The sequence below is a fragment of the Peribacillus psychrosaccharolyticus ATCC 23296 genome, assembly GCF_000305495.1.
In the GTDB taxonomy this organism is placed as follows: domain Bacteria; phylum Bacillota; class Bacilli; order Bacillales; family DSM-1321; genus Peribacillus; species Peribacillus psychrosaccharolyticus.
Map to the genome: position 1 here is coordinate 39,798 of NZ_AJTN02000265.1, position 15,419 is coordinate 55,216.

Annotated in this window: 14 protein-coding genes; 10 read left to right on the forward strand and 4 right to left on the reverse strand. The window is 39.6% G+C overall.

Annotation, left to right across the window (positions count from 1 at the left end; genetic code table 11):
* Positions 1-148: 148 nt before the first annotated feature.
* Positions 149-2,191 carry a Na+/H+ antiporter gene (locus WYK_RS22955; RefSeq protein ID WP_040376745.1) on the forward strand — a complete coding sequence of 681 codons (2,043 nt, stop codon included), beginning with the start codon at positions 149-151 and terminating at the stop codon, positions 2,189-2,191.
* Between the two features lie 41 nt (positions 2,192-2,232).
* On the opposite strand, the gene WYK_RS22960 is transcribed toward WYK_RS22955, so the two are convergent.
* Positions 2,233-2,868 (reverse strand): RraA family protein, encoded by a 636-nt coding sequence (locus tag WYK_RS22960; RefSeq protein WP_051387871.1) that lies wholly within the window; start codon positions 2,866-2,868, stop codon positions 2,233-2,235.
* 36 nt (positions 2,869-2,904) lie between these two features.
* Positions 2,905-4,422 (reverse strand): ATP-binding protein, encoded by a 1,518-nt coding sequence (locus WYK_RS22965; RefSeq protein WP_040376746.1) that lies wholly within the window; start codon positions 4,420-4,422, stop codon positions 2,905-2,907.
* 240 nt (positions 4,423-4,662) lie between these two features.
* Here WYK_RS22965 and WYK_RS22970 point away from each other — a divergent pair, with 240 nt between their 5' ends.
* On the forward strand, positions 4,663-6,051 hold the full coding sequence (locus tag WYK_RS22970) for a protoporphyrinogen oxidase (protein WP_040376748.1): 1,389 nt from the start codon (positions 4,663-4,665) through the stop codon (positions 6,049-6,051).
* A gap of 50 nt (positions 6,052-6,101) precedes the next feature.
* On the opposite strand, the gene WYK_RS22975 is transcribed toward WYK_RS22970, so the two are convergent.
* Positions 6,102-7,052 carry an ABC transporter substrate-binding protein gene (locus WYK_RS22975; RefSeq protein WP_235782589.1) on the reverse strand — a complete coding sequence of 317 codons (951 nt, stop codon included), beginning with the start codon at positions 7,050-7,052 and terminating at the stop codon, positions 6,102-6,104.
* Positions 7,053-7,247: 195 nt separating this feature from the next.
* Here WYK_RS22975 and WYK_RS22980 point away from each other — a divergent pair, with 195 nt between their 5' ends.
* The 4 genes from WYK_RS22980 to WYK_RS22995 all read left to right on the forward strand — a co-directional run bounded on the left by WYK_RS22980 (position 7,248) and on the right by WYK_RS22995 (position 10,745).
* The gene (locus WYK_RS22980) at positions 7,248-8,282 is read left to right on the forward strand and encodes a FecCD family ABC transporter permease (protein WP_235782590.1); all 1,035 of its coding nucleotides are present in this window, start codon (positions 7,248-7,250) and stop codon (positions 8,280-8,282) included.
* Positions 8,279-9,289: a FecCD family ABC transporter permease gene (locus WYK_RS22985; RefSeq protein ID WP_040376750.1), complete on the forward strand. Its 1,011-nt coding sequence runs from the start codon at positions 8,279-8,281 to the stop codon at positions 9,287-9,289. The genes WYK_RS22980 and WYK_RS22985 overlap by 4 nt, the downstream gene beginning before the upstream one ends.
* A gap of 15 nt (positions 9,290-9,304) precedes the next feature.
* Positions 9,305-10,090 (forward strand): ABC transporter ATP-binding protein, encoded by a 786-nt coding sequence (locus WYK_RS22990; protein WP_040376751.1) that lies wholly within the window; start codon positions 9,305-9,307, stop codon positions 10,088-10,090.
* A gap of 193 nt (positions 10,091-10,283) precedes the next feature.
* Positions 10,284-10,745 carry a histidine phosphatase family protein gene (locus WYK_RS22995; protein WP_051387873.1) on the forward strand — a complete coding sequence of 154 codons (462 nt, stop codon included), beginning with the start codon at positions 10,284-10,286 and terminating at the stop codon, positions 10,743-10,745.
* 52 nt (positions 10,746-10,797) lie between these two features.
* On the opposite strand, the gene WYK_RS23000 is transcribed toward WYK_RS22995, so the two are convergent.
* Positions 10,798-11,427, reverse strand: coding sequence for a nitroreductase family protein (locus WYK_RS23000; RefSeq protein WP_040376753.1), 630 nt, complete (start codon positions 11,425-11,427; stop codon positions 10,798-10,800).
* 214 nt (positions 11,428-11,641) lie between these two features.
* Here WYK_RS23000 and WYK_RS23005 point away from each other — a divergent pair, with 214 nt between their 5' ends.
* From WYK_RS23005 to WYK_RS23020, 4 genes are all read left to right on the forward strand, one after another.
* Positions 11,642-12,709 carry a nitric oxide synthase oxygenase gene (locus WYK_RS23005; RefSeq protein WP_040376755.1) on the forward strand — a complete coding sequence of 356 codons (1,068 nt, stop codon included), beginning with the start codon at positions 11,642-11,644 and terminating at the stop codon, positions 12,707-12,709.
* 197 nt (positions 12,710-12,906) lie between these two features.
* On the forward strand, positions 12,907-13,449 hold the full coding sequence (locus tag WYK_RS23010; protein ID WP_040376756.1) for a helix-turn-helix domain-containing protein: 543 nt from the start codon (positions 12,907-12,909) through the stop codon (positions 13,447-13,449).
* Positions 13,450-13,515: 66 nt separating this feature from the next.
* Positions 13,516-14,625 (forward strand): ABC transporter ATP-binding protein, encoded by a 1,110-nt coding sequence (locus tag WYK_RS23015; protein ID WP_040376757.1) that lies wholly within the window; start codon positions 13,516-13,518, stop codon positions 14,623-14,625.
* On the forward strand, positions 14,615-15,418 hold the full coding sequence (locus tag WYK_RS23020; RefSeq protein WP_040376758.1) for an ABC transporter permease: 804 nt from the start codon (positions 14,615-14,617) through the stop codon (positions 15,416-15,418). Before WYK_RS23015 ends, WYK_RS23020 begins: the two co-directional genes overlap by 11 nt.
* Position 15,419: the final 1 nt, after the last annotated feature.

Consider the following 15,419-nt stretch of genomic DNA (forward strand, 5'->3'; position numbering starts at 1 on the left):
GTTGAAGGAAACGGGAGAAGAGAATCCATTAATATCAGTACATACTTCCTCTTATTAATCATCCTCTCAATAGAAATGTAATGGGGAAGAAGATATTATGGTACCCTAACAGATAACTTTGTAAAATATATCGGAGGATCTTACGTGTATGGAAATGTTTCTTATTGTCCTTGTTTTGTTGTTATTAATTGGGATTTCTAATATGGTTAATCACTTTATCCCTTTTATTCCAGTACCTTTAATCCAAATAGCCCTTGGAGCACTGTTGGCTTTACTACCATTGGGTTTTCATGTGCCTATGGAAACAGAGCTTTTTCTCGTCTTATTTATTGCACCTTTATTATTCCATGATGGGAAAAATGTTCCGAGAAGTGCTCTTTGGGAATTACGTAAGCCGATTTTATTGCTTGCATTAGGTTTAGTGTTCGTAACCGTTTTTGTTATTGGTTATTTAATACATTGGTTAATTCCCTCGATTCCATTGCCTGCTGCATTTGCACTTGCGGCGATTCTCTCACCAACAGATGTGGTGGCAGTGAGTGCTATTTCCAGTCGATCTAAATTGCCTTCAGGAATTAAGCATCTCCTTGAAGGGGAAGGGCTGATGAATGATGCCTCCGGACTCGTTGCTTTTAAGTTTGCAGTAGCGGCAACTGTAACGGGTGTATTCTCGTTAGGACAAGCAACGATCAGTTTTGTCTTGATTGCCTTAGGCGGTATGATTGCAGGTGTTATTCTCTCTTATATCATAATTAGACTGCGCATGTTGATTAGGCGTTGGGGGATGGAAGATGTCACAATCCATATGCTTATCCAACTATTAACTCCATTTATCATCTTTTTGATTGCTGAACATTTTGGTGTTTCTGGGATCTTAGCCGTAGTGGCTGCTGGTATTGTACATGCAATAGAAAGGGACCGAGAAGAATCACCGACAATGAAGCTCAAAATTGTGTCGACAAGTACTTGGTCCGTTATCCTCTATATTTTAAATGGCCTAGTCTTTGTTTTGTTGGGTTTACAATTACCAAGTGTGTCCAAAACCATTTTCTCAAATCCAGAATTCAATAATTCTCAAGTTATTTGGTACATTGTCATTATTACGGGTGCGCTTCTTGCTCTTCGATATATCTGGCTCAATCTATCGTGGTGGCTGGGAGGGAAGATGAGAAAAATGGAATTGTTTAAGCTCAAACAAAGGACAGCACTCATTACAACTGTATCAGGGGTAAGAGGAGCGGTTACTTTAGCAGGTGCTTTTTCTATCCCTTACGTTTTGAATGATGGTAGTCCTTTTCCAGAACGGTCATTATTTATTTTTATTGCTGCAGGGGTCATCTTACTAACACTGATTGTAGCGAGTATTTGCTTACCAATTCTATCTAAATCTGAAGAGCCATCGATAAAAGAAGATAAAGATGAGCTCGAAAGGAAAGCCATCATTCATGTAAAGGAAGCTGCTATTCAAAGCATTGAAGCGGAACTGAATGAGGAAAATAGGGCTGCATCACTAGCTGTCATAGCTAAATATACGCAGTTGATTGAACGACTGAAATTGCCGGAACTCCCAGAGGATACAGCTAATAATCAATATATGGAAGAAAAGATTCGGTTCAAAGCCTTAGTAGCGGAAAAGCGGTGCATTAATGAATTAATTAAGGAAGAAAAGGTGGATCGTGAAACCGCCTATATCGGACAACAGTTTATCCATCGGATGGAAGTAGCTGTTACCAATAAAATGAAGTACCGATTAATGACCTCTGTTGTCTTTATGAAACGAACATCATTTAAAATGCTCAAATCCATTTCACCGGAGAATGAAAAAAGGGTCAAGCTTTCGATACAAACCGTTGTGGCGGTACGTAATTTAAAGATACAAACAGCAAAGGCAGCCATTGCTGCGATTAAAGCTGATATGACTCCAATAAATAGAGGACCATCATTACTCGTGATTAGAGAATATCGCAGGTTAATTTCGAAGCTGAACCGTGAGAACATGTTGAAAAGTTCAAATGATAAATTGCTTAAGCTTGAAAAAGAGCTGCATTATAAGGCATTTCAAGCTGAACGAGACGAGGTACAAGCTATGTACGAGCAAGGTAAACTTACACGGGAACTCGCTCAAAAAATTCGCCAGCAAATTAACCTCCGAGAGGCATTTCTAATTGAAGAAAAAACGTACCAATCTTAAAAAATCGTGCTAGGGGAGTAATCCTTTAGCACGTTTTTTCATTATTCTTTAGTTGGCAGGCCACGGAGATTATTCTGAAGCATGTTGTCTAAGTATTTATTGATTTCTTCGTGGTTTCCAGAAACTTTCTCTTCTCGGATTTCGTCACTTTTTTTCTTTTCAAGCGCTTTTTTCAGGATCACTTCACTTAGTGCCTGGGGGATGACCACTACGCCATCAGCATCCCCAACAATAATGTCTCCTGGGTTTACTGCTGTTCCACCGCAGGAAATAGGAATATTGACTTCACCAACTCCTGCTTTACCACCAGCTGCCACCGTGGTTCCTTTACAGAATACTGGGAAATCAAGTGCTTTAACCGGCATAACATCACGAATGACTCCATCAACCACAAGAGCTGCGATTCCCTTTGTTTGCATCATGCCAATCACAAAATCACCGGCTATTGCTCGGTAAGTATCTCCTTTGGCATCGATTATTAATACATCTCCATGCTTAGCTTTACGGATTCCTTCTAATACAGAGAGATTATCACCTACAGGCACTTTTATCGTAACTGCTCTGCCTGCAAAGCGGTAGGTAGTCTTTAAGGGTTTAATTGCAGAATCTAAATTATTCATTCCTTCCATTGCATCAGAAAGGCAGGTGGTTGACAAATCCTTAAATAAATCGATCATTTCCACTTTCACTCCTTTTTTATTCAGCAGGTTCGGTTAGGTAACTCGTGAAAATTTGACACTAAATGTAGTACCTTTGTTAGGTTCACTTTTTACAGTTATGTGTCCAGAATGGTTTTGGATAATTTTGTAGCTGACCATGAGCCCAAGTCCATTTCCACTGGCTTTTGTTGTGAAAAATGGTTCTCCTATTCTTTGAAGCTGGTCTGATGAAAGGCCAATTCCATTATCGATAATAGAGATGATCACTTCTTCCCTTGTCGTTTCCATGGTTAAGGTTACATTTCCGCCGTTCGGTAAAGCCTCAATGGCGTTTTTAATGAGATTTAAAAAGACTTGTTTAAGCTGATGTTTCTCTCCAGAAATGGTGACATGCTCTTTCGGCAAGTGTTGAGAAATGGTAACGTTTTTTAAAAGCGCCTCTGGTTTGAGAAAACTAATCAAATCTTGCAGCAGTACACTCAGATTACATTCACTGAAGAGAACATCATGAGGTTTAGCAAACACCATAAATTCATTAACAATAAAATTGATCCGTTCAATTTCGCCCAATATGGTTTCTGTGAAATAATCTTCTTGTTTCGATTCCCCCATCAACTGGACAAATCCTTTTATTGTGGTTAGAGGATTGCGAATTTCATGAGCGATACCTGCAGCGAGCTCACCAACCATCGAAAGCTTTTCCGTTTTTTGCAGCATTTCTTCCGCCCGTTTTTTTTCGGTAATATCGTATTGAATCGAAATGAACTGATAGGGTGTGCCTGATTGGTCAAGAAGCGGCACAATGGTCGTATCGACCCAATAGTGACTGCCATCTTTGGCTTGCTTTAATACTTCTCCCTTCCAAACGTGTCCATTTAGAAGTATTTTATCAATTTGCTCGAAAAAAAATGAGGGATGGAATGCGGAATCTAATATTGAGTGAGGCTGCCCAAGTAATTCTTCTTTTGAATACTGAGAGGCAGTGCAAAATTTATCATTTACATATGTAAATTGATGGTGTAGATCACAAATGGAAAAAATAGTTGCCTCGTTTAATGCATTTTTTAATTCAGTCAGCTCTTTAAGCGTAATTCTTAAATCTTCATTTGATTCATCAAGAGCAAACTTGGTAGACGAAAGTTTATCGTTATAATGATTGATAAAAGTGTTGGAAATACTTAGACATATAGGGTCGATAATTTTCATCGTTTGGAAGACGGTATCCGTTTGAATGAGACCTTGTTTTAATTCCTCTTCTAGAAAATCAAAAATAATGGTCCTAGAGAGATAAACGAAGCGCATTACTTGATCAAGAGTAGACAGTCGGATAATAGCTTTCTGGGCAAAAATATCGGCAAAGCTGAGTAAGGTTTTCTTCGTGTCTTCATCACATGATACTAAATAGCTGCCAAGGAGGTAAAACGTTCTTGTCTGCATCGAATGAATGCTCTCTGACCGTGTATAGTTCAGGCTGTAGACATGATCTGCTTTAGAAAACTCACATGTTCTCCATGCTAATTCTGTGCTTTTCTCTTGTATTTTTTTTCCGATGTACTCTAATTGATCGTTCATGCCAGAGCTCCTCCTCGCTTATAGGATGATATACCTTAGGATTAGACACGGAGAGAGAAAAACCTCTTTTTTGAGGAAATATTTACCTAAAAATGTTCGTTATTATGAATTTGTCGTTTTTGTTAACAAATGATTAACACGTGACGATTCGTATTACGACCAATTCATTAAGGTGATTCATTATGGTACAATTTATATATTGAGTGAATAGAGAAGCAGTAAATAAATGAGGTGGCATGAGTGAAAACAGTTGTTGTTATTGGCGGAGGTATTACTGGGTTATCTGCCATGTATTACTTAGATAAAGCTGTAAAAGAAAAAGACCTTGATATGAAATTAGTGTTAATAGAAGCGGACGAACAGTTAGGTGGAAAAATTAAAACCATCAAAAGCGGTGAATTTATTATGGAAGCAGGAGCAGATTCAATTGTTGCGCGTAAACAAAATGTAGCTCCTTTTCTTGCAGAATTAAATTTAGGTAAAGAAGTCGTTTATAATGCTACAGGCACGTCGTTTATCCATACAGAAGGAGTGCTTAAACAAATTCCAGCCGATGCAGTATTTGGGATACCATCTAGTCTAGAATCGCTGGCGAAAAGTGAGTTAGTATCTGCTGAAGCAAAGGTAGAGGCCCTTAAAGACTTCTATCTAGTAAATGATTCTTTCACGAAGGATGATTCAATTGGCGCGTTCCTTGAAGCTTTTCTTGGCAAGGAACTAGTTGAAAAACAAATTGCCCCAGTTCTTTCAGGTGTCTATTCTGGTAAGCTACAAGACTTAACGATCGCGTCAACACTTCCTTACCTCCTAGATTATAAAGATGAATATGGCAGTATTATCAGGGGAATCGAAGAAAATAGAAAGCAGGTTCAAGGATCTGGAAATAAGAAATTCCTTTCCTTTAAGAACGGCCTGGAAACGATTATCCATAATCTGGAAGAAAAATTAGAGTATGCAGAAGTATGGAAGAATACAAAAGCAGAAAAAATTAGTAAAGAAGACGGCCGGTACCGAATTTCTTTCAGTGATAAGGAAGATTTAGTAACCGATTATCTGATTCTAAGCACGCCTCATTCAGCGGCACACAAATTACTGCAGGATGAAGAACTTGCTAAAGAGTTTGAACAGCTGAAGGCAAGCTCTCTTATAAGTATTTATATGGGCTTTACGATTCCTGATTCTTTACTTCCCGCGGATGGTACAGGTTATATTACCTCTGAAGAAAGTGACCTCACTTGTAATGCTTGTACGTGGACAAGTCGAAAGTGGTCTCATACCTCTGAAAACAATATGCTGTTAGTCCGACTATTTTATAAAAGTTCCAGTCCTGCCTATGAGGAGTTAAAGAATCTAAGTGAGCAGGAATTAGTGAAGGTTGCGCTCTCAGATATCGAACGAAGTCTTGGAATTACATCGGAGCCCGTTTCAAGCCAAGTAACAAAGTGGCAAGATAATATGCCGAATTATTCCCTTAAACATCATCAGTCTGTAGAGAAACTTGAACAGAGATTGGATCAAGCTTTCCCAGGGATTTTTCTTGCAGGCTGTTCGTATTACGGAGTAGGTATTCCTGATTGTATTGCAAATGGGAAGAAGACTGCAGAAAGAATTATTGATGAGTTAAGATAAACAAAGGCCGCATTGCTCAATGAGTAATGCGGCCTTTAGTCCGGAGCTTCTTATTTTAATGCTTTAAGTACGTTATCAATGGTCACATCACTAGCAATTTTCCCATTAATCGTCCAGTTGCTTGGATCTTCCATATCATAAACCTGATTATTCTTTACGGCAGGAAGGCCTTTCCATACTGAGCTGTCCTTCAATGCTTGTAGTCCATCTTCACCTGGAAGACTAGCTAGGAAGATATGGTCAGCATCAAGTTCAGTCAGTGCTTCTAAAGCGATTGGATTCCAGCTTGCTTCAGCAGGAGGTAGGTCTTGAATCATCTTCGGCTGGGTAATACCAAGATCATTGTACAGCACATTACCAGCGTAGCGGTTGCTTTCTAATAAATAGTATTGTTTAGCAATGACCCAAATGACAGCAACAGATTCATCACCAATAGACGTTTTAAGTTCTTTTGCTGCTTGCTCAGCTTTTTTATCATAATCTGCAAGGACTTCTTTAGCTTTATCTTCTTTATCAACGATTTGTCCCATTATTTGCAGCTGCTTGCGCCAGTCTGCAGCATCTTCATCTTTAAACACATAAGTAGGGGCGATCTTTTTATATTCTTCATATTTTCCTTCTTCAATCGCGGAAGGGGAGCTAAAGATAATTAACTCAGGGTCAGCATTAATGGTTTGTTCAAGCGGCATATTCCATTCGATGGTTGGGACATCCTTCAAATATGGCTGTAAATAATCATGTACAGATGTTCCGATTGCCCATTGTGCGGCAGGCGTTACATCTAGTGCAACTAATGAGTCCTCAAGATTGGAAGCAAGAATACGCTTTGGATCTGCAGGAATCTTTACCTCACCCATTGCATCAGTAAGTGTAATTTCTTTTTTTGGCTCACTTTCTGATTTCTTTTCTGATTTTTCGTCGTCCTTACCACAAGCTGTTAAAAGTAATAATAGACACAGAAACGCGCCCATTAGAGCTTTATATGAATGCTTTTTAGTCAAAATAATTCCTCCTTATTAGTAACCTTTACCTAAATGATAATCATTATCAATTGATATGTCAATAGGACTAGCTGAATTTTCCTAATATAGGATCTGTTCTCTAGTTCATTGCAACATCTCTCAGTTCCTTTTATACTAGTTTTATTGATAATCGTTCTCATTTTTTTGAACGAATGGCAGGAAGGTTGAAGAACTTTGAAAATTACAGGCAAAAAAAGTGTAAGACCGAGTAGTAAAGCACGCAAAACTTTGTGGATTTTATTACTTGGTATGATTGGTTTAATCGCAGCAATGGCTTTATCCCTAAGGCTTGGTACTAAAACTTTTCAAATCGAAACAATTATTCAAGCCATTTTTACTTATAATCCAGATATAACAGCTCATCAAATTGTGATGGATATTCGATTTCCACGAGCACTAGGGGCAGCTCTAATTGGTGCATTTCTTGCCTTATCAGGGGCAATTATGCAAGCTTTAACCCGAAACCCGCTGGCAGAGCCGTCTTTGCTAGGAGTGTCACATGGTGCCGCGTTTGCTCTTGTCCTCACGCTCGCTTTTTTCCCCAAGCTTTCACTAGCAGGGACTACGGCTGCTGCAATGGCTGGAGCGGGATTAACTGTACTGTTTATTTTCTCGCTTACCGCCCGTGCAAAGGGTGGGATTACTCCTGTTAAATTAGCTTTAGCCGGAATAGCAATTGGTATGTTTCTTAGTTCGCTTACATCAAGCCTAGGACTCTATTTTAATGTAGCCAAGGATATGAGTTTCTGGTATGCAGGCGGGCTTGCCTATATCACCTGGAGTTCATTGGAAATACTAAGTGCAGCCGGAGTGGTTGGCGTAGTCATTGTCGCCTTACTTGCAAGGTCGCTTACTTTGCTCGGATTGGGAGTAGATGTTACGAAAGGACTCGGAATTAATCTCCATATTGTAAGGATTCTTGGCGTTCTAGCCGTGCTGTTGTTGACCGGCAGTTCAGTTGCTGTTTCTGGAGCGATTGGTTTTATTGGACTAGTTGTTCCACATATCAGCCGGATGCTGGTTGGCTCGGACTATCGATTGCTCCTTCCTGTATCTGCTTTACTCGGTAGTGTACTGCTTGTTACAGCGGACGTTGGTGCTCGATTAATTAATCCTCCCTATGAAACGACGGTAGGCATCGTAACTGCGGCAATTGGTGTCCCGTTTTTCTTATACTTAGTGAGAAACGAAGGGAGTCGGTCATCATGAATCGGGTGCCTAAACATATTATCTGGAAGATATCACTGCTAGTCGTTCTTCTCATACTAGCCGCACTAGCAAGTTTAAACTTTGGCATTATTTCTATTTCACCAGGAGAAGTCTTGCGAACGTTTCTAGGAAATGGCACGCCTAAACAAAAGTTGGTCTTATTTGATCTTCGTATGCCTACAGTGATCTTAGCCGTACTCGTTGGTGCGTTTATGGCGGTTTCTGGAACCATTTTGCAGGGCATTACCCGTAATGAGTTAGCAGACCCTGGAATTCTAGGGATTAACTCAGGAGCTGGTCTGGCTGTAGTCTTATATATAACTTTTTTTAAAACATCAACCGGTAGTTTATCCATCGCTCATACGTTTATTTTGCCGCTGTGCGCATTCTTAGGTGCTCTGTTGACCGCAGGGCTGATCGTGGCAATCGCTTGGAAGGGCGGCTTTCAATCGATTCGCTTAGTTTTAGTGGGAGTCGGGATAAATGCAGGTTTAAGCGCCATATTGGTGGCACTGCAATTAAGACTAGATCCGCTTGATTTCACGAAAGCAATGGTTTGGTTATCAGGCGATTTATGGGCGAACCAATGGACATATGTTTATGCTTTATTGCCTTGGTTTTTAATTCTTATTCCTTATGCTCTTTACAAGGCCCATACCCTAAACGTATTAAATTTGGGTACTCAGGTAGCCAATGGTCTTGGCATTCGGACAAACAGGGAACGTCTCTATTTACTTATTCTTGCCGTTGCCCTTGCAGGTCTTGGCGTTTCGGCAGGCGGAGGGATTGCTTTCTTAGGGTTAATCGCTCCTCATATTGCACGAAGGCTAACTGGTCCGAAGCATCTAACACTGATTCCAGCAGCTGTATTGATCGGTGCGGTTATTTTGCTGATTGCGGAGACCGTTGGTAGAAATGTATTAGCACCTGTCGAGATTCCAGCAGGGATTGTTGTTTCTATTATCAGCACACCCTATTTTATCTATTTATTGTTGAAAACAAAATAAGATTGGAGAGTCATAATGACAAACTTATTTGCCGAGGAGTTAACGATTGCTTATGATAACGAAGTAATCGTCGACCGTCTAAATCTCAAGTTTTCACCAGGAGAGATTACTGCGATTATCGGTCCGAATGGCTGTGGGAAATCCACGATTCTTAAAACGATGGCAAGGCTTCAACCAAGCCATTCCGGGGCAGTTTATTTAGACGGAAAACTGATTCATAAAACGTCTTCCAAAGAAATAGCAAAGAAAATGGCTATATTACCACAATCTCCTGACGCTCCAGAAGGACTGTCAATATATGAGCTGATTTCTTATGGCCGTACCCCTTATCAGTCAGGGTTTTCACGATTAACGACACATGATTGTGAAATGATTGAGTGGGCCCTTAATGTAACAGGATTGAGTTCCATTCAGCACCAGCCAGTAGATACGCTGTCAGGCGGACAGCGTCAAAGGGCTTGGATTGCAATGGCTATCGCTCAAGAAACAAATTTACTGATGCTTGATGAACCTACAACCTATTTGGATCCTGCTCATCAGCTTGAGGTTCTAAAGTTATTAGAAAAGCTGAATGAAGAAGAGGGACGAACAATCGTCATGGTTATTCATGATTTAAATCACGCTGCACGATTCGCAGACCATCTAGTTGCTCTGAAGCAAGGGAAAGTTATCAAAGAGGGAACAGCTGAACAAGTGATGAATGCAGATGTACTTAAACAAGTCTTTAATATTGATACAGAGATTATAACGGATCCGCGTACTGGAAAACCTGCAATGATTTCTTATGATTTAATTAAATAAACGTGCGGCGGAAGCTTGAAGGGACAGGCTTAATTATATTTAATCAATCGATTGATTAATAAAAAATTGGTCAGCATTATCTGCGTGAGTATTTGGGTTTACTAGAGATTATAGACGTCATAAATGGCTCTAGATCAAGCTTATATTGACTTTAATCAATCGATTGATTAAGAGAAGTACAGGGGGATGCCTCATGGTAACGACAATTTATTTAGTTAGACATGCTCATTCTGTATATAGCCCAGATGAAGTGAATCGGCCGCTGTCGGAACAAGGGATAAAGGATGCAAGAAAGGTCAGCGATGCAATGAACAAGGAGCAGATTGATATTGTTGTATCTAGTCCCTATAAACGAGCGATCCAAACCGTAGAGGGAATCGCACACCATATCAGGAAAGATATTGAGCTGCAGCCTGCTTTTCGGGAAAGAAAGCTTTCAGAAGAACCTCTGGAGAACTTTGAAAATGCTCTTAGAAAGGTCTGGTCTAACGAGTTCTTCTACTGGGGCGGGGGTGAGTCCAACCTAACTGCGAGACAGAGAGGCATAGATGGAATTCACCACTTACTTGAACAGTATAAGGGGAAAAAGATTGTAATTGGTACTCACGGGAATATCATGACCTTAATCATGAGAAAAGGATTTGATCGAAATTAAAAGAATGTGAACACTAAAATAACACCCCTGCTTATTGCAGGGGTGTTTGTGGTTAGATGAATTTAGCTATTTCGTTCAATGGCAGGCGAGAAGATTGGAAAGAGGGTCCTGCTGACTGGCCAATCGCAATCAATACAATCGGAACATAACGATCTTCCACCTTGAATTTTTCGCTAAATTGCTGTTTATTAAAGCCACCCATTGTCACGGTGTCATATCCCCTTGAACGGGCAATGAGCATCAGCTGCATGGAGATAAGGCCAGCATCGAAGGAAGCAATACTCTCTAAAGCTGTTTTGGGAGCAAGAGGGTATGAGTTCAATGTATTTTGAACAATACGATCGCGTGTACCTTCATCCATGAAACCAGCATCAACATTCATGCTATAGATTTTATCAACATTTTTGAACATTTCTGTATCACCAAGCACAGCAATAACAGCAGAAGAGGTTTCAACGGCTTCTTGGTTGTTGGCTATTGGGCGTAACTCTTTTTTTACTTCCTGATCAGCAATAACAAGGAAGCGCCAAGGCTGAAGATTACTTGAAGATGGAGCAAGAATGGCTTCATTCAACATCTCTTCTAATTCTTCTTTTGAAATTTTATAAGATGGATCATATTTTCTTACAGAATGACGTTCTTTAATAATGGTTGATAAGGTTTGATCTGTGGGCATAGTCATGTTATTTCCTCCTTATTCACTTACTTTAAGTAAGTAGGTTTACAGAATACTCCTTAAATGCTCGTTTGGTCAAGAAAAAAGATTGGTGCGTATTAGCGTGATTCGTTAGGCACGTTCTTAGGGGCTGGGTTAGGAATATGGTAAATTAGGAAGAGAAAACTGAAAATGAGTTTAGTTGTGCAGCTAAGTCTAGGTCACGAAGGAGGCAAAGAATATGCAGGAGCTGCTTCATGAAGCGGAATTATTTATTCGTACCAGTTACATAGAAATGAATAAAACAGAAACTGAAATAAACCGGCGTATGAACGAAGTTCGCCTTTTAATAGAAAAAACCGGTGAGTACAAGCATACGTTTGAGGAATTGAAACATGGGGCGAGAATGGCTTGGCGTAACAGCAACCGCTGTATCGGCAGATTATTTTGGGAGTCTTTGCATGTTTTTGACCAAAGAGAGTTAACGACCATTGAAGAGGTAAAAGAAGCTCTATTTACTCATATTCGTTTTGCAACGAATCAGGGCAGAATTAAACCAGTGATATCCATCTTCAATGAAAAACAGGTAAGGATTTGGAATCATCAGTTGATTCGTTATGCTGGTTATGAATCGGAAGAAGGTACGATTGGTGATCCGGATTCAATCCATTTTACGAAAATATGTAAAAAGCTTGGCTGGAAAGGAGAAGGCGGTTCCTACGACCTGCTTCCACTTGTCATTGAAATGAACGGTAATCCACCGGAGTTCTTTAACTTACCAAATGAAATAATTATTGAGGTCCCATTGCGTCATCCAGAATTTGATTGGTTTGAAGAACTACATTTGAAATGGTATGCGGTTCCAATTATTTCGAGTATGGCTCTTGAAATAGGGGGGATCTCTTATGCTGCGGCACCTTTTAACGGCTGGTATATGGGAACAGAGATTGGAGCACGTAATCTAGCAGATGAAGACCGCTATAACATGCTTCCAGCAGTAGCAAAGAGAATGGGACTTGATATTCAAAAGAATTCCTCACTATGGAAAGATCGTGCTCTTGTTGAATTGAATCAAGCCGTACTATATTCCTATAAAGAAGCAGGAGTTAGTATTGTCGATCATCATACTGCAGCGCAGCAATTTAAGCTGTTTGAAAAACAAGAAGCAACAGCTGATAGAGACGTTACAGGAGATTGGACATGGTTAATTCCCCCGGTCTCACCGGCAGCTACACACATTTTTCATAAATCCTATGATAATAAGCGGGTTCAACCTGTATATACCTATCAAAAACTACCTTATGAGTAAAGTGGCCCCCTTTTAAAAGGGGGTTTTTGAGTCGTGTAATTCATATAAAATGGAAGAAAATCTTTCTTGAAAAAAGATATTGCAGTTTATTATAAAACCTGTATAATTAGCTTGGTTAAAATTAAACTTAAAGTTTACCAATAGTGAACTTTATTGCTTGTAAGTTTACTATACTTAAACTGAATGAAGGTAATAGTATGAATATTGGTCGAAAAATTAAAAACTTACGTTTAAAAAAGGGTCTAACTCAAGAAGAACTAGGTGAACGAACCGATTTAAGTAAAGGATATATATCTCAAATTGAACGGGACCTCAGTTCACCGTCTATAGAAACCTTTTTTACCATAATAGAAGTTCTTGGCTGTACACCGAAACAGTTTTTCGATGAGGAAGAACGAAAACAAAAAGTGGTGTATGACGAGGCAGAGCAAACCTTTTATCAAGACGAAGAACGCGGATACCAAATTCAGTGGCTGGTTCCGGAATCTAATGAAAAAGAGATGGAACCTATTCGACTGACACTGAATGAAAAGGGAGAACATAAAACATTTGAACCTTCACTTTCTGAAACATTTGGGTATGTGTTAAAAGGACGAATTCTAGTTCGGCTTGGAAGACATTTTTACCAAGCAAAAGCAGGAGAGTCTATCTACTTTCATGCATCAGAAGAGCATCAAATAGTGAACGATCATGAAGGTCTTTCGGAATTATTGCTGGTGGTAACAGATTCATACCTTTGAAAGGTATTTGGGAACATTAAATAGTGAGGAAGCGAAGGTTTCACACTGTAAAAGGGAGAGGTCGCAATGTCAGACCAAGTTATTATTCGATTTGAAGGTGTAACAAAACAGTACGATCAAGATATACCTGTGTTGAATGATGTCAGCTTCGAAATTGAACGCGGCAAGTTCTATACACTGCTTGGGCCATCAGGCTGTGGAAAAACAACCATACTGCGGTTAATCGCTGGATTCACTGAGGCTACGCAGGGAGAAATCTATTTTAATGGAAATGTGATTAATAACGTGCCTGCGAATAAGCGTCAAGTTAATACAGTCTTTCAGGATTACGCCTTGTTTCCGCACTTAAACGTTTTTGAAAATGTGGCGTTTGGACTGCGCATTAAAAAAACTAAAAAAGAAGAAGTAGCTAAAAAAGTTCATGAAGCGCTGGCATTTGTAAACCTTGAGGGATATGAGAATAGAGAGATTCGTGAAATGTCCGGCGGACAGCGTCAGCGTGTAGCTATCGCTCGTGCCATCATTAATGAGCCAGAAGTTATTCTTCTAGATGAACCACTATCTGCGCTTGATTTAAAGCTGCGTACCGAAATGCAGTATGAACTGCGTGAATTACAGCAGCGACTGGGTATTACCTTTATATTTGTTACCCATGACCAAGAAGAAGCACTAGCTATGTCAGATGAGATCTTTGTTATTAATCGCGGTAAAATTCAGCAAAGCGGAACACCGACGGATATTTATGATGAGCCAATTAATCGTTTTGTTGCTGATTTTATTGGTGAATCAAATATTGTAAAAGGTAAAATGCTGGCTGACCATCTTGTCGAGTTTGTCGGAAAACAATTTGACTGTGTCGATCAGGGTCTTAACCCAGATGAACCGGTGGAAGTTGTTATTCGTCCAGAAGATTTGGAAATCACTACCCGTGAACGCGGTAAACTGCAAGTTAGAGTAGATTCTCAGCTGTTCCGAGGGGTTCATTATGAAATCAGCAGTTATGATAAAGATGGAAATGAGTGGCTTGTTCATTCAACTAAAAAGGCAACCGTAGGAGACGAAATCGGATTGTACTTTGATTCAGAAGCCATTCACGTTATGCGTTTTGGCGAAACGGAAGAAGAATTCGATAAACGACTTGAAGCCTATGGAGATGGTGTCGGGAATGAAGAGTAAACTGTCACGCAATCTTTACGCCATCCCTTATGCTCTTTGGATTCTAATTTTCGTTGTTGCACCTATTGTGCTCGTGCTTTATTATTCGTTTTTTGACATTGAGGGTAATTTATCACTTACAAACTATATAAACTTCTTCACACCCGTTTATTTAAAAATGACATTAAGCTCCTTTTGGTATGCGTTTTTAATTACAGCCTTTACATTATTGATTTCGTATCCAACAGCTTTCTTGTTGACTAAAACAAAAAACAAGCAGTTATGGCTGCTTTTAATCATTGTTCCTTCTTGGATAAACCTTCTGCTAAAAGCCTATGCTTTTCTTGGTATTTTCGGTACATATGGTACAGCGAACAGCTTACTTGAAGTACTTGGGATTGGCTCAAAGCAAATTTTGTTTACTGATTTTAGTTTTATTTTTGTATCGGTATATATCTTTATTCCGTTTATGATTTTACCAATCTTTAATGCATTGGATGAAATGAGTCCAACTTTACTAGATGCAGCCAACGATCTTGGAGCTTCTGCTTGGACAACCTTCCGTAGAGTTATTTTTCCTTTAACATTGGATGGTGTTCGCTCAGGCTGTCAGGTTGTCTTTATCCCAGCATTGTCTTTGTTCATGCTGACAAGATTAATATCAGGTAATCGGGTCATTACGCTGGGAACAGCCATTGAACAACAGTTCCTTGTTACCCAAGACTGGGGAATGGGTTCCACCATTGCTGTTTTCTTAATTATTATTATGTTTGTGTTTGTTGCCTTAACTGGCAGCAGAAAGCGGGGTATGTAAG